General features: G+C 65.6%; 15 protein-coding genes and 1 other RNA gene. 15 read left to right on the top strand and 1 reads right to left on the bottom strand.

The annotated features are described in order from the left end of the window. Positions 1 to 32: 32 nt before the first annotated feature. The 14 genes from A7D27_RS11605 (at position 33) to A7D27_RS11550 (ending at position 13,987) form a co-directional block, all read left to right on the top strand. Positions 33 to 2,441 carry a phage tail tape measure protein gene (locus A7D27_RS11605; protein WP_069564955.1) on the top strand — a complete coding sequence of 803 codons (2,409 nt, stop codon included), beginning with the start codon at positions 33 to 35 and terminating at the stop codon, positions 2,439 to 2,441. A 1-nt stretch (position 2,442) separates the two neighbouring features. Beyond that, the gene (locus A7D27_RS11600) at positions 2,443 to 2,781 is read left to right on the top strand and encodes a phage tail protein (protein ID WP_069564954.1); all 339 of its coding nucleotides are present in this window, start codon (positions 2,443 to 2,445) and stop codon (positions 2,779 to 2,781) included. Then, a complete protein-coding gene (locus A7D27_RS11595; protein ID WP_069564953.1) occupies positions 2,778 to 3,587 on the top strand; it encodes a phage minor tail protein L in 810 nt (269 codons plus the stop codon). The genes A7D27_RS11600 and A7D27_RS11595 overlap by 4 nt, the downstream gene beginning before the upstream one ends. Before the next feature lie 2 nt (positions 3,588 to 3,589). Beyond that, complete coding sequence (locus tag A7D27_RS11590) at positions 3,590 to 4,309, top strand: C40 family peptidase (RefSeq protein ID WP_069564952.1); 720 nt, start codon at positions 3,590 to 3,592, stop codon at positions 4,307 to 4,309. A 3-nt stretch (positions 4,310 to 4,312) separates the two neighbouring features. After that, positions 4,313 to 4,741 carry a DUF2846 domain-containing protein gene (locus A7D27_RS27135; RefSeq protein ID WP_083265606.1) on the top strand — a complete coding sequence of 143 codons (429 nt, stop codon included), beginning with the start codon at positions 4,313 to 4,315 and terminating at the stop codon, positions 4,739 to 4,741. A gap of 15 nt (positions 4,742 to 4,756) precedes the next feature. Continuing rightward, positions 4,757 to 5,185: a lipoprotein gene (locus A7D27_RS27130; protein WP_083265605.1), complete on the top strand. Its 429-nt coding sequence runs from the start codon at positions 4,757 to 4,759 to the stop codon at positions 5,183 to 5,185. Positions 5,186 to 5,242: 57 nt separating this feature from the next. Beyond that, complete coding sequence (locus tag A7D27_RS11585) at positions 5,243 to 5,845, top strand: tail assembly protein (protein ID WP_069564951.1); 603 nt, start codon at positions 5,243 to 5,245, stop codon at positions 5,843 to 5,845. 62 nt (positions 5,846 to 5,907) lie between these two features. Continuing rightward, complete coding sequence (locus A7D27_RS11580; RefSeq protein WP_069564950.1) at positions 5,908 to 8,904, top strand: host specificity protein J; 2,997 nt, start codon at positions 5,908 to 5,910, stop codon at positions 8,902 to 8,904. Between the two features lie 41 nt (positions 8,905 to 8,945). Then, the gene (locus A7D27_RS11575; RefSeq protein ID WP_139134079.1) at positions 8,946 to 9,197 is read left to right on the top strand and encodes a hypothetical protein; all 252 of its coding nucleotides are present in this window, start codon (positions 8,946 to 8,948) and stop codon (positions 9,195 to 9,197) included. After that, entirely contained in the window at positions 9,197 to 10,030 is an 834-nt protein-coding gene (locus A7D27_RS11570; RefSeq protein ID WP_069564948.1) for a hypothetical protein, read from the top strand. The genes A7D27_RS11575 and A7D27_RS11570 overlap by 1 nt, the downstream gene beginning before the upstream one ends. Before the next feature lie 30 nt (positions 10,031 to 10,060). Further along, positions 10,061 to 12,679, top strand: a complete 2,619-nt coding sequence (locus A7D27_RS11565) for an SGNH/GDSL hydrolase family protein (RefSeq protein ID WP_069564947.1) — start codon at positions 10,061 to 10,063, stop codon at positions 12,677 to 12,679. 44 nt (positions 12,680 to 12,723) lie between these two features. Continuing rightward, on the top strand, positions 12,724 to 13,365 hold the full coding sequence (locus A7D27_RS11560) for a glycoside hydrolase family 19 protein (RefSeq protein ID WP_069564946.1): 642 nt from the start codon (positions 12,724 to 12,726) through the stop codon (positions 13,363 to 13,365). Beyond that, entirely contained in the window at positions 13,362 to 13,727 is a 366-nt protein-coding gene (locus A7D27_RS11555; RefSeq protein ID WP_069564945.1) for a hypothetical protein, read from the top strand. Before A7D27_RS11560 ends, A7D27_RS11555 begins: the two co-directional genes overlap by 4 nt. Beyond that, complete coding sequence (locus tag A7D27_RS11550; RefSeq protein WP_069564944.1) at positions 13,724 to 13,987, top strand: hypothetical protein; 264 nt, start codon at positions 13,724 to 13,726, stop codon at positions 13,985 to 13,987. Before A7D27_RS11555 ends, A7D27_RS11550 begins: the two co-directional genes overlap by 4 nt. 100 nt (positions 13,988 to 14,087) lie before the next feature. On the opposite strand, the gene ssrA is transcribed toward A7D27_RS11550, so the two are convergent. Next, positions 14,088 to 14,439, bottom strand: a transfer-messenger RNA (tmRNA) gene (ssrA, locus tag A7D27_RS11545). A gap of 139 nt (positions 14,440 to 14,578) precedes the next feature. Here ssrA and A7D27_RS11540 point away from each other — a divergent pair. Next, entirely contained in the window at positions 14,579 to 17,494 is a 2,916-nt protein-coding gene (locus A7D27_RS11540; RefSeq protein WP_069564943.1) for an ATP-binding protein, read from the top strand. Positions 17,495 to 17,532 lie beyond the last annotated feature (38 nt).

Raw genomic sequence — 17,532 nt, 5'->3', positions numbered from 1 at the left:
CAGCAGGGACGCTGCTCAACCTGGAGAAAGAAATGGCAGCGCGCTCACTCGGAACGCTGACCCTTGACCTGATCGCCAAGGTCGGCGGCTTCGTGCAAGGCATGGACAAGGCCGAGCGTAGCTCCCAGAAATGGCGCAAGCAGGTCGAGCAGGATGCTCAGGCGATCGGCAAGGCCGTTGGCGCCGCTACGCTGGCCGGCTCTGCCGCCCTGGTCGCGATGACTGTCAGCACCGTGCAGTCCGCGGCGGAAATCACCAACCTCGCCGGCGTGGCGAATACCAGCACCACCGAGTTTCAACGGTACTCGGCGGCGGCCAAGGCGGTCGGCATTGAGCAGGACAAGCTCGCTGACATCCTGAAGGACGTCAACGACAAGGTCGGTGACTTCCTCAACACCGGCGGCGGCGAGATGGCCGACTTCTTCGAGAAGATCGCGCCGAAGGTGGGGGTCACGGCGGACAACTTCCGCAACCTGTCTGGCCCCCAGGCCCTCGGGCTCTACGTTTCCAGCCTAGAGAAGGCCAAGGTCAGTCAGGCCGACATGACCTTCTACCTTGAGGCGATCGCCAACGATGCGACGCTCCTGCTGCCCCTGCTGCGCAACAACTCGGAAGGCTTCAAGGTTCTCGGTGACGCTGCGGAAAGCGCGGGCGCCATCATGGACGAGCAGACCATCAAGAAGGCGAACGAGCTGAAGGCTGCAGTCTGGCTCATGGAGCAGAGCACAACCGGACTGAAAAACCAGCTCACGGGCGAGCTTTTGCCGGCGCTGAGTGAATTGGCCGGCAGCCTGTTCGAAGTGACCAAGGAAGGCACTTCGATGGTCGCGGTGGGTGGTTTCGTCGTCGACACCCTGAAGTGGATGTCGAAGGGGGCCGTCGGTGCCGTGGCCGCCTTTGACATGATGGGCAAGTCGATTGGTGGCGCCGCCGCTGCCGCCGGCGGCATCTTCGAGGGGCTATCCTGGTCGGACCTCCTCAATACGGCCGGCGCCGGCAAGACCATCGGCGAGAACCTGGTCAATAACTGGGGCTCCATCAAGGAGACCGCCGGGGTCGCGGTGGACGACCTTGGCGCCACCGCCCAGAAGTACGCGGAGATCCTCGACAAGATCACCAATGCCGGCAGTGGCGACACCAACAACAGCGTCAAGCAACTGGCAGTGATGCTTGACAACCTGCAGTCTCGGACCAGCAAAGGCGGCACGTTCAAGGCGCCGACCAAGGACCAGGTCGCCAGCGCGCAGAAGTTGGCGCAGACCTTCAAGGGGCTTGAGGAAGGCTACGAACGGCAGATCGCGCTGATCAACACCGAAGTCGACAAGCGCAAGGACGCCACCGAGGTCGCCAAGCTCCAGTTCGAGATCGAGTCCGGCAAGCTGGTCGGCATCAACGCCCAGCAACAAAAACGCCTTGAGAGCCTGGCCGCCGAACTGGATCAGCTGAAAAAGCTGAAGCTGGCCAATGAGGATGCGGCCAAGGCCCGTGCCTTTGCTGACACGCTTGGCCAGGCCAACCAGACTGCCCGCGATGGGTTCGCCACCGAGCTCGCTGGGCGCGGAATGGGCGACAAGGCGAGGGATCGGCTCCAGCAGGATCTGGAGATCCAGCGCGACTTCAACCAGCAGATGGCCGACCTGCAGAAGCAGCAGAACGCCGGCCAGATCGACCAGGCGCTGTACGAAACCCAGACCGGTCTCCTGAAGGAGGCGCTGGCCGAGCGCATGGTCATCCAGCAGGACTATTACAACCAGCTGGATGCGGCCGAGAGCGATTGGCTCGCCGGTGTCGGGGATGCATGGAGCAACTACCTCGACGAGGCCAGGGACGTCAGCGGGCAGACCCGTGACATGTTCGCCAGTGCGTTCGGCGGCGCCGAAGACAGCCTGGTGGACTTCATCACCACAGGCAAAGCGTCGTTCTCGGATCTGGCCCAATCGATCCTGAAGGACCTGGCGCGGATCGCCATCCGCAAAGCGCTGGTGTCCGCCGTGGACTCAGCGGCGAGCACTTCCTGGGGATCAGCGATCGGATCCTTCTTTCAAGCCAAGGGCGGGGCGTGGAGCGGCGGGGTGCAGATGTTCGCCAAGGGCGGGACCTTCACCAACAGCGTCGTCTCCTCGCCCACTGCCTTCGGCATGGCCGGCGGTGTCGGCGTCATGGGCGAGGCAGGGCCCGAGGCCATCATGCCGTTGACCCGAGCTGCTGATGGTTCGCTGGGTGTTCGTGCCGTTGGCGGTGGCGGTGGCGGGACCATGGTCCAGATCAGCGCCCCTGTTTCCGTGGTGGTGCAGGACAGAGGCGCCGAGGGAATGGAGATCGATCAAGGGGCGCTCGCCGCCAACCTTCAGACCCAGATGAAGGCAGCCGCCGAGAGAGCGGTGGCCGAGTCCTGGCGCCCGGGCGGCACCAGTTGGCGTAACGTGAACGGGAGGGGATAACGTGGCCATCGAGACTTTCACCTGGTGCCCGCAGACGTCTTCCTCGGGTACCGCCCAGTTAAAGACCCGCACCGCCCGGTTTGGTGACGGCTACCAGCAGGTGAGCGGCGACGGGCTCAACAGCAAGTCCCAGAGCTGGGACCTCACCTTCATCGGCAGGGAGAGCGAAATGCGAGCCCTGGCGGCCTTTCTGGATCGGCACCAGGGGTATCGCTCCTTTGCATGGACGCCACCGCTTGGCGTGGCCAGCCTGTTTCGATCCGGCGAGTACCAGATAGCCCCGCAGGGTGCCCGCAATTACTCCATCGCCGTAACCTTCACTCAGGCGTTCCATCCATGATCAGAAGCGACTTTCAAACCCTTGAGCCCGGGAGCCTGGTGCAACTGTTCGAAGTGGATTGCACTGCCTTCGGTGGCGACGTGTTGCGCTTCCATGGCCACAACATCGCCCTTCGTGCCGAGGACATCGATGCTGTTACCAATCCGCTTTATGCCGGTTCGCTGCGTTGGTTGGCGGGGGATGAGCGTCTCTTGGTCGGGCGATCTGGGGACCTCGCCGCGCGCTCCATCTGGTGGCAGGGGCAGGAGTACCGGGCCTGGCCCTGCCAGATCGAGGGGCTGGAGGCGAACGGCAGTGGCTCGCCGTCGTCGCCGACCCTGTCGGTGGGCAACATAGACGGGTCGATCAGCGCCGCGTGCCTCTACTTCGACGACCTGCTGCAGGCGCAGGTGACGATGCGGCAGACCCTTGCCCACTACCTGGACGCGGCCAACTTCGACGGCGGCAACCCGCAGGCCGACCCGTCCCAGGAGGTGATCGAGATCTGGTATGTCGATCGCAAATCCTCGGAGACGAACGAGGTGGTGCAGTGGGAGCTCTCCAGCCCGGCGGACCTCCAGGGTCAGGTCATCCCGGCCCGGATCATCTCCGGGGTATGCGAGTGGTGCGTCCGTGGTCGGTACCGGGGGCCCGAATGCGGCTACACGGGCGCCGCCATGTTCGACGAGGACGGCAACCCCACCGACGACCCGGAGAAAGACAAGTGCTCGGGGTTACTCGCCAGCGGCTGCAAGGTGCGCTGGGGCGAGCACAACGAACTGCCCTTCGGCGGTTTCCCGGGCGCCTCTCTCCTGCGGAGCAACTGACCATGCGAAAACACATCCTCGCCGCCGTGCAACAGCACGCCGCGGCCGAGTACCCGCGCGAGTGTTGCGGCCTGTTGGTCGCCGCCGGCCGCCGGCACCTGTACGTGCCGTGCGAGAACACTGCCGACGATCCAGCCGAGGAGTTCCGCATCGGCCCGGAGGCCTATGCCGCCGCCGAGGACCAGGGCGAGATCATCGGTGTGGTGCACAGCCACCCGGACGGAACCAGCCAGCCATCCCCACGGGACCTGGCCGCGTGCAACTCCGGCGACGTGCCGTGGCACATCATCAGCTGGCCCGAGGGCGACCTGCGCACCATCGTTCCCGAGGATGCCCCGCTGATCGGCCGGCACTTTGTCCACGGTACCGACCACGACTGCTACGGCCTGATCCGCGCCTGGTACCGCCAGGAGCGAGGCGTGGAGCTGCCACGCTTCCCGCACGACTGGCACTGGTGGGAGGAGGGGGCGGACCTCTACGTCCGGCACTACCGGGACGCCGGCTTCCGCCAGGTCACCGATGGCAGCCTGGAGGTTGGCGACGTGATTCTGATGCAGATCCAGTCCCGGCAGATCAACCACGGGGCCGTTTACCTGGGCGATGGGCAGATCCTCCACCATCTCTACGGCCGGCCTTCCTGCAGGGACGTCTGGGGCGGGTACTGGCAAGAGCGCGCCCGGATGGTGGTGCGGTACACTCCGGCCACATTTGCCAAGGAGTGACACATGAAACTGAGGAGCTTTGGGGCGCTTGCTGTTCTCGCTGGTCTGGTGCTGACCGGCTGCTCTACCAGCCCGGTAACTGAACAGCAGGCTGAAGTGATCCCCGGTGATCGTGTTTATGCAGCAGACTTGGTAGGTAAGGCTTCTGGTGGGCAAGCTTCGGTTGTGTTCTTGCGCGATACTGGACTGCTTGGCGCTGCATGCACCCACGATGTCTTCGTAAACAATCGAAAGGCTTTCTCTATTCGTCCAGGTGAAGGAATCTGGCTCAAATTACCGCCTGGCGAGTATTCGTTTCGACTGGAAACAGGAGGGGGTGCGTGCCCCAACGTTGCTACCTCGCAAGACGCCAACTTGAAGTCCACAAGCGAAATCGCCTACCGCATTCTGACTCCCTCGGACTTTGGGTTGAGGCTCACTCGCATCAAGTAGAAGGAGACTCCGGCGATGCGCATCATTCTTTTTCTGTTTGCTACCGCCATGTTAGCCGGCTGCTCCACCAGCCCGCCTGGTGCAAATCCGAGCGCTGTTCCCGGCGAGCGCCAACTCGCGTTCAGACAGAAGTTACCTGGTAGCGCTGAAATCATAGTGACGCGGGACGAGGGGTGGATGGCCGGTGGCGGCTGCTATGTTGCTGTCTTCATTGATGGCCAACTATCCGCAAGAGTCGATGTGGGCGAGCGCGCTGTTTTCTACGTCAAAGCCGGTCGACGCCATATCGGAATGTCCGGTGATCCATCTGGTAAGGGGCTCTGCGCAATGCAGGTTGGCCAGCCATTGAAGGAAACTTCTACTCGGTTGGAGGCTGGAGAGGTTCAACGATTCCGCATTAGTGGAGACACAAACGGACTCGATATCCGTCCCAGCTCGATTTGAATTCTGAAAGATGAAACACGACCGCCTCCGGGCGGTTTTTTCGTTTCTGGAGACGCCATGACGATCACTCGAAACCCTCAGATCTGCACCATCCTGCTTTCTGGGCGCCTGGCCCGTATGTTCGGCCGGGAGCACCGCCGCCAACTGGACACCGGCACCACCTGGGAAGCATTCAGTGCGCTGCGCAACACCGTCCCCGGCTTCCGGGAGGAGATCGAGCGGGCTGCCCGCCATGGCCAGCGCTACGCCGTGTTCCGCAACCGTCGTAATGAGGGCACCGACGCCTTCGAGCTGGGTGGTACCCGGGAGATCCGTATCGTCCCTGTGCTCGCCGGTAGCAAGCGTGGAGGGATGATGCAGACCATCATCGGGGCTGTACTGGTGATTGCTGGCGTGGTCCTGTCGCCTTTCACTGGAGGCAGCTCGATGACGCTCACACAGATTGGCGCCGCACTCATGATCGGCGGCGTGATCCAGATGCTCAGCCCCCAGGCCAAGGGCCTCAAGGGGCGCCAGGACACCGAGAACCAGCCCAGCTATGCCTTCGGCGGCGCGGTGAATACCACCGCCATGGGCAACCCGGTGGCCCTCGGCTACGGCAAGCGCCGCATCGGCGGGGCCATCGTCTCCGCCGGGATCTACGCCGAAGACATCGCCTGACCCGCCCAGCACCACCAGCAGCCCGCCGAGAGCGGGCTTTTTCATGCCCAGAGGAAACCCCCATGCACCCATCCAGCACCCTGAGTGGCCGCAAGGGCGGCCAGAGCGAGGCCCGGCAGCCCGTCGAGGCCCCGGACAGCCTCCGCTCGGTGGCCAAGGCCAAGATGCTCCTTGCCCTCGGCGAGGGCGAGTTCGAGGGCAGCCTGGACGGTACCCGCGTGTTCCTGGACGGGACGCCGCTAATCGACTCCGCCGGCAACACCAACTTCCCCGGCGTGCGCTGGGAGTTCCGCCCGGGCAGCCAGCACCAGGGCTACATCCCCGGCATGCCGTCGGTAGAGAACGAGGTCTCCCAGTCCATCGAGCTGCGCAGCGATACCCCCTATGTCCGCGCCGTGTCGAACCTGCAGCTGTCGGCGGTGCGCCTGCGCTTCCGCTGGCCGGCGCTGCAACAGCAGCACACCAACGGCGACATCACCGGCTACAGCATCGCCTACGCCATCGACGTGCAGACCGACGGCGGGGTCTATCAAACCGTCGTCAGCACCGCCGTCACCGGCAAGACCACCGGGGGCTACGAGCGCAGCCACCGCGTCGACCTGCCGCCGGCGCTGAGCGGCTGGCAGATCCGCGTGCGCCGTATCACCCCGAACAGCAGCAGCGGTGCGATCGCCGACAAGATGCAGATCACGGCCTTCACCGAGATCATCGACAGCAAGCTGCGGTACCCGAACACCGCGCTGCTCTATATCGAGTTCGACGCCTCGCAGTTCACCAACATCCCGCAGGTCTCCTGCGAGCCACGCATGCGCATCGTGCGGGTGCCGAGCAACTACGACCCCGCCACCCGCACCTACGCGGGCAACTGGGACGGCACCTTCGTCAGCGCCTGGACTGATAACCCGGCCTGGATCACCTACGACGTCATCACCCACGAGCGCTTCGGCCTCGGCAAGCGGGTCAAGCCGTGGATGGTCGACAAGTGGGAGCTTTACAGAATCTCGCGCTACTGCGACGAGTTGGTCCCGGACGGGCAGGGCGGCCAGGAGCCGCGCTACACCTGCAACATCTACATCCAGTCGAAGGCCGAGGCCTGGACCGTGCTGCGCGACCTGGCGGCGATCTACCGCGGCATGACCTACTGGGCCAAGGGGCAGATGGTCTGCCTGGCCGACATGCCCCGGGACATCGATTTCATCTACACCCGGGCCAACGTGGTGGACGGGCGCTTCACCTACTCCAGCAGCAGCGAGCGCGCGCGCTACACCCGCGCCCTGGTCAGCTACGACAACCCGGCGAACGCCTACGAGTCGGATGTCACGGTGGCCACCTCGTTCGCCCTGCAGCGGCGCTACGGCGACAACCCCCTGGAGCTGACCGCCATCGGTTGCACCCGCGAGTCGGAGGCGCAGCGCCGCGGGCACTGGGCCCTGCTGACCAACTCCACCGACCGCCAGGTGTCGTTCCAGGTGGGCCTCGACGGCAACATCCCGTTGCCCGGGCACATCATCGGCATTGCCGACCAGCTGCTGGCCGGCCGGCCCATCGGCGGGCGCATCAGCGGGTTCCAGGCTCCGCGCCAGATCACCCTGGACCGGGAGGCCGTGGCCAAGGTCGGGGACCGCCTGATCATCAACCTGCCCAGCGGCAAGGCCGAGGCGCGCACCATCTCCGGCGTGGAGGGGAGGGTGATCACCGTCACCACCGCATACAGCGAGACCCCGCAGGCGCAGCTGCAGTGGTCGGTCGACGCCCAAGACCTGGCCATCCAGCAGTTCCGGGTCACCGCCGTGGCGCGGGACGACCAGCACCTGTTCACCATCACCGCAGTCCGGCACGACCCCAGCAAGTTCGGCGCCATCGACACCGGGGCTCGCCTGGAGGACAGACCCATCACCGTCATCCCGCCCAGCGTGCAGGCGCCGCCGACGGGGGTGCAGATCACCGCCAGCACCGCAACTACCCAGGGGCTCGCCGTCACCACGGCGACCATCAGCTGGCAGCCGGCGGAGCACGCGGTGGGCTACGACGTGGAGTGGCGCCGCAACGACGGCGACTGGATCAAGCTCCCGCGCACCGGCAACACCAACGTCGACATCTCCGGGATCTACGGCGGCGCCTACCTGGCGCGGGTCCGGGCGGTGAACGTGATGGAAGTGGTGTCGGTGGCCGCGACCTCGGCCCTGACCACCCTGGAAGGCAAGGTCGGCTCACCGCCGGCGCTGTCCTTCCTGTCGGCCGTCTCGGACGTCTTCGCGATCAAGCTGCGTTGGGGCTTCCCCAGCGGTACCGGTGATACCGCGTACACCGAGATCCTGCGCAACACCGTCAACAACGACACCGGCGCCACCCTGCTCGGGCAGTACGCCTACCCGATCGCCGAGCACACCCTGGCCCAGCTCTCCGCCGGCGCGGAGGTCTGGTTCAAGGCGCGCCTGGTGGACCGGTTGGGCAACGCCGGGCCCTGGACGGTCTGGACGCGCGGGCAGTCGAGCAGCAACCAGGCCGATTACGACGCCTACTTCAGCCAGCGGATCGGCGCCAGTGCCCTGGCCCAGGCGCTGCTGGAGAAAATCGAGTCGGGTGGCGGGGCGACGGTCAAGGTAGACCAGGTGATAGCCGCGCTCGCAGCCATGTACTCCATCAAAACACAGGTCACCGCTGATGGCCGCACCTACCTGGCCGGCATCGGTGTCGGAGTGGAGAACAACAACGGCATCCTCGAGAGCCAGGTCCTGCTGGCGGCCAGCCGCGTCGCGATCATCGACCCCAACACCGGGTCATCGAGCGCGGTGGCGCCGTTCGTGGTGCAGGGCGGCCAGGTGTTCATCAACAGCGCCGTGATCGGCAACGCCACCATCAACTTCGCCAAGATCAGCGACACCGTGCAGTCGGACAACTTCGTCCCGAACGTCAGCGGCTGGAAGCTGAGCAAGGCCGGTGGCCTGCAGATCAACGGCTCCACCGCCGACGGCGGGCGTATGCAGATCGTCAACGACGCCCTGCGCCTCTACTACCCGAACGGCCAGATTGGCCTGGAGATGGGACTCTTCCTATGAGTGTTGGCTTTCGCGTTTACGGGCCTGACGGCGCGCTGCGCATGGACTGGACGACGCGGGTCTGCCAGGTGATGGGCAGCTTCGACACCGGCTTCTCGGCGGGCTCGCTGCCCGTCGCGTGGCCGGACGGCAAGGTGCCGTTCTGGGTGCAGATCCCCAAGCTCAGCACCCACCCGAAGGGGACCCGCCTGGCTGCGATCGAGATCACCCCCGGCGGGATCAGCTGGGTCTTCAGCGACGTCGTGCCCGAAGGCGGTACCGGCGACTCCACCGTCTATTACGGGTACTACTGATGGGCGCGAAACTCAGGACCTACCACCCGAATGGCACCCTGCAGATGGACACCGAGCGGGTCACCATGGGCCTGCTGAAAAGCGGGTACCTGGAGTACGCCTATCGGGCCTACAAGCTGAAGCAGCCGTCGCTCAACAGCGGTAGCTGGGTTCCCTGGACCCAGTATGACGACGTGCACAGCTGCAGCTTCGAGGCGGTCGCCCCGGTGATCTTCCTGCACGGCCCCGGCGCGCGGGTGTACTTCAACCGCACCGGCAACCAGTGGACCGTCTACTTCGCCGGTGCCAGCACACAGACGCGCTTCTACGTCTTCGACCTGATGCGGGATGTCGGCACCGGGCCGGCGCTGATCACGCGCGACCCGACCGGGCGGGTCACCTTCAACTCACGGCAGTGGCCGATGAACGTGGTGGCCAACGTGATCCCGGCCGGCCCGCCGCCGCCGATCGGCAACCCCACGCCACCGGGCGCACGGTTCTATCCGGCCTATATCGGCGGCACCTTCGAGATCCTGGCGGCCCAGTCGCAGTATTTCGAGTGGATCGTCAGCCGCTGGCACTACCAGATGACGCCGGGGCGGCTCTATGCCGCGTCCCTGCAATGGAGTCGCGGCGCCCTGATGGCCGGCAGCGAATACACCTACTACCGGGCCTGGAACGTCATCGAGGGCGCCTATGGCAACGCCGGGTCGATCACCTTCTGGTTCACCACCTTGCCGGGTTCCCGCATCGGTGAGGAGTACCTGACCGAGCGTTTCTACAACGTCCCCACGCGCCTCTCGGCGGCCCAGGTGATCGACGTCACCGACCTCCCATTCCCCTACCAAGCATGACCATCAGCCCCACGGGCGGAGATCGAACACATGGCGAGACAAGAAATCCCCCTCGGCACCGCGCCGACTGGTGAGGGTGGCGACAACGCGCGCCAGGCCTTCGGGCGAATCAACCAGATGACGGCCGAGCTCTACGCAGCCAACCAGGCGCAGCAGGAGCAGCTCGTCCAGCTCTTCCAGGCCGATGCGAACCTGGGGCAGGAGGTGGATGAACTGAGGGGAGTCGTAGAGGGCAAGGTCGACAAGCGCCCAGGCTACGACCTGAGCCAGGAGAACTTCACCCCAGCCGAGAAACTGAAGCTCGCCGGCCTGGAAAGCAGCCACTTCAAGGGCCTGTTCTCATCGCTGGCGGAGCTGCAGCAGGCAATTCCCACCGGTAGCCCCGGCGACTATGCGGACGTGGATGCTGGCCCCGGGCTCGATGTTCAGCGCTACGTTTGGGACCACAGCGATTCGGCCTGGATCATTCAGGCCTCCGGCTCCACCGTGATGACGCCGGCCCAGGTTAAAACGGCCTACGAGTCGAACCCGGACACCAACCCGTTCAACGACGCCGCAAAGGACAAGCTCGCCGGGATCGCCCCGGGCGCCACTGCGAACAGCTCGGATGTCTACCTGCGTGACCGGAGTAATCACACCGGCAGCCAGCTCGCGGCGACCATCAGCGACCTGGCCAGCGCCATTCGTGGAACGCTGCTCACTGGTTTGTCCCTTGCATCAAGCGCTGCGGTGACCGCGTCCGATTCGATCCTGAGCGCGATCGGGCGGCTGCAGGCCCAGATAACAGGCCATGTCGGTGCGGGTGGTACCGCTCACGCGACAGCGACCACCAACACGGCCGGCTTCATGAGCAGCGCCGATAAGGCCGCCCTCGATGCGCTGGGCCCTGCCGTTGCCGGCAAGCAGGATGCCTTGATCAGCGGGACGAACCTCCGGACAGTGAATGGCCAGAGCCTGCTCGGTGCTGGTGACGTGGTCGTCGGGGATGCTGCTGGAAGCTGGCCCACCATCGCTGACGACAACAAGGTCGGCGGCTATTACGGTAGCGATGGGACGTCAGTCTGGGGGGCTCCGGTGTCGGCAACGTTCACCCAAGAGGGGCCGCGACTGGTGCTGAGGAAGACCGTTGCGGCGGGGGCGCCGGCATACGTCGAGACGGCGATCAACCTGGGAACTGCCGGTGACTACATCATCGACATCGCCATGCAGGGCAGCATCGGCAGCGGGGATGGGCAGTACCTGTGGCTCGGGGATGCGTCCGGCACCACCACGATCCTGGTGTACCTGAACTATGACCGCATGAACTCCGTGCAGCGCCTGGGCTGCCTGTCCTGTGCCTACGTCTACAGTCCAACCAACCAGGTGGTACCCAGCACGTTCGCCGAGGGGGTAGACACATCGGGGACGCTTCAGCAGATCCGGCTCCACATCGACCGCAAGAACAACAACATCGACCTCTACTACTCCAACAACTACGGGGTCTGGGTCATGGGGTCGCGCCTCCCGCAGGCGGTTTCCGTGCCGCTGACGGTTCTGCGGCTGGGCCACATCGCGGGTGCCTCCAATGGCAGCACCCTCCGCCTCGAGGCCGCTGCCATCTACCGGCCGAACGTCGTGGTGTTCGGCGACAGCATCGCCTCCAGCATGTGGCACCTCAACGCCAGGCTCTACTCGGACCTGCGCAACAGCCTCCCCATCGAGAAAGGCCAGGGAGGGGAGACGTCGGCGCAGACACTGGCCAGGGTCTCGCAGGTCACGTCGACCGGGTGCCGGGTTGTGTTGTTGCACGCCTCCAGCAACGACTATCCGTCGGTCTCGGCGAGCCAGCGGACCACCAACATCGCCAACACCGTCGCGGCGCTGAAGGCGGCCGGTTGCAAGGTGATCCTGCTGAATGCCCTGTACGGCTCTCCGGTCCAGGCCGACCAGCCGGGGCGGGTGAACTACTACCGTTCCTGGTGGGACAGCTCCGCAGCAACCGTAGGCGCCGACCTGCTGATCGACATCAACCAACCGCTGATGCAGTTCGGTGCCAACGCGCAGTACCTCTCAAGCGACAACCTGCACCCCACTGAGCGCGGTTACAAAGCGATCGCCATGTATGTCCAGGGGTTCAACAACAAGCGGGCAACGGACGCGATAACTGGCGCGCTGCAGGACTACGGCGGCTGGCAGTACAGCACCGTAATTGGCTTCGTCGGGCCCTCCTACGACTTCACCGGGATTCCGATCTGGGCGACCGAGGTTGAGATCATGTTCGACTCAATCGAGGTCGCCACCACAGCGGGTGTGCCCTACATCGTCCCCCTGACCAGCTCCGGCCCGGTAACGACCGGCTACGGTGGGGGCTGCTGGACCATCACCGCCAGCGCCGCCTCGGGCGCATCGGCCGCCACCGGGTTTGTCATGGGGAGCGCTGCCCTCCCGGTCGGTTCGCCGATCTCCGGTGTCCTGCGGATCAGTCGTATGGGTGGGGACCCCACGCCCGCCGCAGTGTGGTTCGGCATTGGCGAGTACGCCATGGGCACGCAGTCAATGCGTGGTATCGCGCGCCTGCAGCTCTACAACGCACTGATCGGCCTTCGGCTGGCTGCCACCAACGGCGCGACCTTCAGGGGTGGCGCCTGTGTGATTCGGTACCGCCGTTGATCAACTCACAGCCCCACTTGGGGCTTCTTCCTGGAGCACCACCCATGCAGATCACCGAGCAGCAACTGCTGCAGATCCTCCCGAACGCCCGCCGAAACGCGGGCGTTTTCGTTTCCGCTATCAACCGAGCGGCGGCCCGGTACGACATCACCAGCCGCGTCCGCCTGGCCGCATTCCTGGCCCAGGCCGGGCACGAGAGTGCCGAGCTCACCCGGCTGGTGGAGAACCTGAACTACGGCGCCGCCGGCCTGGCCAACACCTGGCCGGGCCGTTTCGCCGTGGACCCGACCGCCCGCCAGCGCGTGCCCAATGGGCTCGCCCTGCGCCTGGAGCGCCAGCCCGAGGCCATCGCCAATTGCGTCTACGCCGCCCGCATGGGCAACGGCCCGGCGGCCTCCGGTGACGGTTGGCGGTACCGGGGCCGTGGGCTGTTCCAGATCACCGGCCGAGCGCAGTACCAGCGGTGCGGTCGAGCCCTGGGCCTGCCCCTGGTGGAGCAGCCAGAACTGCTCGAGCAGCCGGAGTGGGCGGCCCTGTCGGCGGCGTGGTTCTGGGATGACAACGGGCTCAACGCCCTGGCCGACGCCGGCCGTTTCGACGACATCACCCAGCGCATCAACGGCGACCAGAACGGGCGCGCCGAGCGACGCCTGCTGTGGGATCACGCCCGGGGGGTGCTGGCATGAGCGCCGTGATCCCGCTGCGCCTGGTGCTGGCCGGCGTGGCGCTGCTGCTGGCCGCTGTGGGTGGCGCCTGGCTGGCCGCCCAGCACTACCGCCCGTTGCTGGACGAGGCCCAGGACCTGGCTGCGCAGTGCCTGCAAGCCAGGCAGGACCTGGAGAGCGCCGTGGGCGAGCAGAACGCGCGCCTGGCGCAACTGCGCGCCGAGGCTGAGCAACGGCAGCAGGCCGCCGCCCAGGCCCTGCAGGAGGCGCGCCAGGCCGCTGCCGGCGACTACGCCGCCGCCCAGCGCCTGCAGCAGGAGCGGATCGGCGGCGACCAGTGCGCCGCGGCCGAGGCAGTGATCAACCAGGAGTTGGGTCTATGAGGCTGGGAATCGTGGTGGGGGTGGTGTTCGCGCTGGCGGGGTGCGCCGGCCGGCAGGAAGCCGAACCGCGCATTTTGCGCGTAGAGGTCCCGGTGACGGTGCCGTGCCGGGTGGAGGAGGTGAGGGCGCCGTCCTGGGCCACGGCAACCCTCAAGGCGGGTGACCCGCTGGAGGTGAAGGTACGGGCTCTGCTGGCGGAAAGGCTTCAGCGCCAGGGGTACGAGCTGGAGCTCCTGGCCGCCCTGAAAGCCTGCCAATGAAAGCTGTCATTAAGCTGGCATTCCCGAGCTAAAACAGCCTATTTAGGCACAAAAAAGGCACCTCGCCGTTAAGCTAAGTGCCTGATTTGTAAAGCTAATTTGGTGGAGCCGGGGGGATTTGAACCCCCGTCCGCCAGTTCTCCGCTTTCGGGACTACATGCTTAGCCTGGTCTACTGAGTTAGCTCATTGCCGCCCGACAGGCAGGGTGCTTTGAGCGAGCTGTATAAGTTTTAGCCGTTACGTCTACAGCGAACTTGGCGGCGATCCTGTTCTATCTGACAGTCGTTTCGGGTTTACAGGCATCCCCTAGCGACTGCTGGCGCATTAAGCAGCCAGAGCGTAGTTGTCGTCGTTGGCAACTATTAAAGTGCAGCAACTGATTTACGAGGTCTGCTGCCAGCTCGGCATGCCCCTAGAGTTTTGTTACCGGCGTCGAATCCTAATCGGCCCCGATGCTCGCTCTAGAGCAGGGGCGCATGGTACGCCAAAACCCGGGCAACGTCGACAGCCCCGCGATAATTGGGGGCGCTCTGGCCGCATGACATATGATTGCCAGCTATCGTCAGGGTGTCCTTTACAGAGAGCGTCCCATGCTGCGTTCACGTCATCCCCTTCGCCAGTGGATCTGGCGGGCGTTCGTGCAGAGCGCGCTGATTCCGCTGATCCTCGTGGAGTCTGTGCTGATCGCCGCCTACCTGCTGACCAACAGCGCCATCCGCGATGCGCAGCTCGACTACCTGCAGCGCAGCGCGCTGGATGACCTGAGCAGCGCGGTCATGCGCGAGGGCAAGATCATCGACGGGCGCCTGCAAAGCATCGAGATGCTGACGCGGATGTACCGCGACGCGACCCATCGCGCGCTGCACCACGAGGACTTCCGCCCCGACGCCCTGGAGCGCCAGCGCCACGCGCAGACCCCGGACGGGGTGTTCTATACCCACAGTGACGACGGCCGTGCCGCTTCCTTCTATGCCAACAGCACGCCGCCTTCGCAGCAGGACCGCGAGAAGGTGATGCGCCTGTCGCAGTTGGACCCGCTGATGAAGTCCATCCGCGATTCCGACCCGCTGATGGCGGCGGTCTATTTCAACACCTGGGACAGCTACAACCGCATCTACCCCTTCTTCATGACGCCCGAGCAGTATCCCCATGACATGGTGATACCCGACTACAACTTCTATTACCTCGCCGACGCGACCCATAACCCGCAGCGCCGCGTGGTCTGGACCGACGTTTACCTGGACCCGGCCGGGCAGGGCTGGATGATGTCCGCCATCGCGCCGGTGTACACCGGCGATTTCCTCGAAGGGGTGGTGGGCCTCGATATCACCGTCGACAAGATGCTCAAGGAGATTGGCGGCCTCAAGGTGCCGTGGCAGGGCTACGCGATGCTGGTGAGCCGGGACAACAGCATCATGGCGCTGCCGGAGGCCGGCGAGCGCGACTTCAGCCTGCGCGAACTCACCAGCTACTCCTACGAGGAGGCGGTGCGTCGCGAGATGCTCAAGCCCGAGGATTTCAAGCTCGACCGCTTCCCCGAGATGCGCCCGCTGCTGGCGGCGATGAAGGGCGACACGGGTAACGTGCAGGAGGTGGTGCTGGGGGGACGCAAGCAGATGGTCGCCTGGACGGAGATTCCGCAGACCGGCTGGCGCCTGATGATGGTGGTGGACGAGGCCAACATCTTCAGCGAGACCAATCGCCTGGCCGAGCGTTACCAGCAGATCGGCTACCTGCTGATCGCCGGCCTGGCGTTCTTCTACGCGCTGTTCTTCGCCTGGATGTGGTCGCGTTCGCGGCGCCTGTCCAACGAGCTGTCGGTGCCCATGTCCGGCATCGTCGGCATGATGAGCAGCCTGGGTCGGGGCGATTACCACCCCGCGGCGCCGCAGAGCGGTATCCAGGAGCTGGCCGACATGGCCGAGGCGGTGCAGCTCACCGGCGCTCAGTTGCAGGCCAGCGAGCAGGAGCGCTTCCAGGCCCAGCGCAACCTGGAGCTGGTGCTGGAGAGCACCACCGAGAGCATCTGGGAAACCGACCCGCAGGCCCACACCATCCGCATCAGCGGACGTTTCGCCCGGCGCTTCGGGTTGCCCAGTGACCACCTCAGCCTGGCCGACTTCAACAAGCGTGTTCACCCCGACGACATCGAGCGGTTGCGCCAGTTGCGCACGCAGTTCTCCACTGGCGAGCAGGAGGGCTTCGACGCCGAGTACCGCTTCGCCGACGCCAACGGGCAATACGCCTGGCTGCTCAGCCGCGGCAAGGTGCTGGAGCGGGATGCCGATGGCCACGCCAAGCTGGTGGCGGGCACCCATGTGGACATCACCCGCCTCAAGGAGGTGGAAGAGGAACTGCGCCGCGCCACCCGCGAGGCCCAGGCCGCCAGCCAGGCCAAGAGCCGCTTCCTCTCCAGCATGAGCCACGAGTTGCGCACCCCGCTCAACGCGATCCATGGCTTCGCCCAGCTCATCACCCTGGATGCCGAGGGGCGCGAGGAGCGCCGTGAGGAGGGCGAGTACGCCCAGGAGATCGTCAATGCCAGCCGGCACCTGACGTCGCTGGTGGACGACATCCTCGACCTCTCCAGCATCGAGAGCCGCCGCCAGCAGTTGCAGCTCAAGCCGGTGGACATCGGCCCGCTGCTGACCAGTTGCGCCGAGCTGATCCAGCCCGAGCTGCAGGCCCGCCAACTGCAACTGCAGATGATGGCCGCGCCCGAATCGGCGCTGTTCGTCATGGCCGACGCCCGGCGTCTGCGCCAGGTGCTGCTCAACCTGTTGTCCAACGCGATCAAGTACAACAGCCCGCTGGGCATGGTCAGCCTTGGCTACGAGGCGCGTGCTACCGGCGTGCGCCTGTGGGTGGCAGACACCGGCTCGGGCCTCAGTGAGGAACAACAGGCGCTGCTGTTCCAGCCGTTCCAGCGCCTGGGTCGGGAGAACTCCACCATCCCCGGGACCGGCATCGGCCTGGTGCTTTGCCGCGAGCTGGCGGAGCTGATGGGCGGGCAGATCGGCTTCAGCAGCACCCCCGGTGTCGGCAGCCGCTTCTGGATCGACCTGCCCAGTGCCGCCGCGCCCCAGCCCCGGGGCTCGCTGAACGAGCACATCGATGCCATCGCTCTGCCGGAAGTGCTCTGCGTCGAGGACCACCCGGCCTGCCTCAAGGTGTTCAAGGAAGGGCTGCGCGAGGTGGCCGACGTGCGCGGGGTCGGCTCCATCGGCCGCGCTCTCGCCACCCTCGACCAGATGACCCCGGCGCTGCTGGTGCTGGACCTGGACCTGCCCGACGGCGACGGCCTGCAGGTGCTCGACCAGGTACACCGCTCCGCCCACTTGCAGGGCATGCCGGTGATGGTGGTGAGTGCTGCGGCCGACGATGCCCTGCTGACCGAGGCGCGCCGCCGAGGCGCCGATGTCTGCATGACCAAACCAGTGGACCTGCAGCAACTGCGCCAGCTCGCCGTGTCCCTGCTGGAGCGTGCCGCCCGCATCAACGAGTAGGCCCCGCACGCGGGGTGCCCTGCTGTCTTTGCGGCCCG

The organism is Pseudomonas sp. 1D4, assembly GCF_001728925.1.
Classification (GTDB): domain Bacteria; phylum Pseudomonadota; class Gammaproteobacteria; order Pseudomonadales; family Pseudomonadaceae; genus Metapseudomonas; species Metapseudomonas otitidis.
Note: the sequence above shows the minus strand (reverse complement) of the source record. Positions and strands in the feature narration are given on the sequence as shown.

What these genes read in the sequence shown, in the direction of transcription:
- A7D27_RS27130 (WP_083265605.1), top strand. Translation starts at nt 4,757, where the DNA reads ATGCGCATCATTCTTTTTCTGTTTGCTACCGCCATGTTAGCCGGCTGC.
- A7D27_RS11540 (WP_069564943.1), top strand. Translation starts at nt 14,579, where the DNA reads ATGCTGCGTTCACGTCATCCCCTTCGCCAGTGGATCTGGCGGGCGTTC.
- A7D27_RS11580 (WP_069564950.1), top strand. Translation starts at nt 5,908, where the DNA reads ATGCACCCATCCAGCACCCTGAGTGGCCGCAAGGGCGGCCAGAGCGAG.
- A7D27_RS11560 (WP_069564946.1), top strand. Translation starts at nt 12,724, where the DNA reads ATGCAGATCACCGAGCAGCAACTGCTGCAGATCCTCCCGAACGCCCGC.
- A7D27_RS11590 (WP_069564952.1), top strand. Translation starts at nt 3,590, where the DNA reads ATGCGAAAACACATCCTCGCCGCCGTGCAACAGCACGCCGCGGCCGAG.
- A7D27_RS11555 (WP_069564945.1), top strand. Translation starts at nt 13,362, where the DNA reads ATGAGCGCCGTGATCCCGCTGCGCCTGGTGCTGGCCGGCGTGGCGCTG.
- A7D27_RS27135 (WP_083265606.1), top strand. Translation starts at nt 4,313, where the DNA reads ATGAAACTGAGGAGCTTTGGGGCGCTTGCTGTTCTCGCTGGTCTGGTG.
- A7D27_RS11575 (WP_139134079.1), top strand. Translation starts at nt 8,946, where the DNA reads ATGGACTGGACGACGCGGGTCTGCCAGGTGATGGGCAGCTTCGACACC.
- A7D27_RS11605 (WP_069564955.1), top strand. Translation starts at nt 33, where the DNA reads ATGGCAGCGCGCTCACTCGGAACGCTGACCCTTGACCTGATCGCCAAG.
- A7D27_RS11595 (WP_069564953.1), top strand. Translation starts at nt 2,778, where the DNA reads ATGATCAGAAGCGACTTTCAAACCCTTGAGCCCGGGAGCCTGGTGCAA.
- A7D27_RS11565 (WP_069564947.1), top strand. Translation starts at nt 10,061, where the DNA reads ATGGCGAGACAAGAAATCCCCCTCGGCACCGCGCCGACTGGTGAGGGT.
- A7D27_RS11585 (WP_069564951.1), top strand. Translation starts at nt 5,243, where the DNA reads ATGACGATCACTCGAAACCCTCAGATCTGCACCATCCTGCTTTCTGGG.
- A7D27_RS11550 (WP_069564944.1), top strand. Translation starts at nt 13,724, where the DNA reads ATGAGGCTGGGAATCGTGGTGGGGGTGGTGTTCGCGCTGGCGGGGTGC.
- A7D27_RS11570 (WP_069564948.1), top strand. Translation starts at nt 9,197, where the DNA reads ATGGGCGCGAAACTCAGGACCTACCACCCGAATGGCACCCTGCAGATG.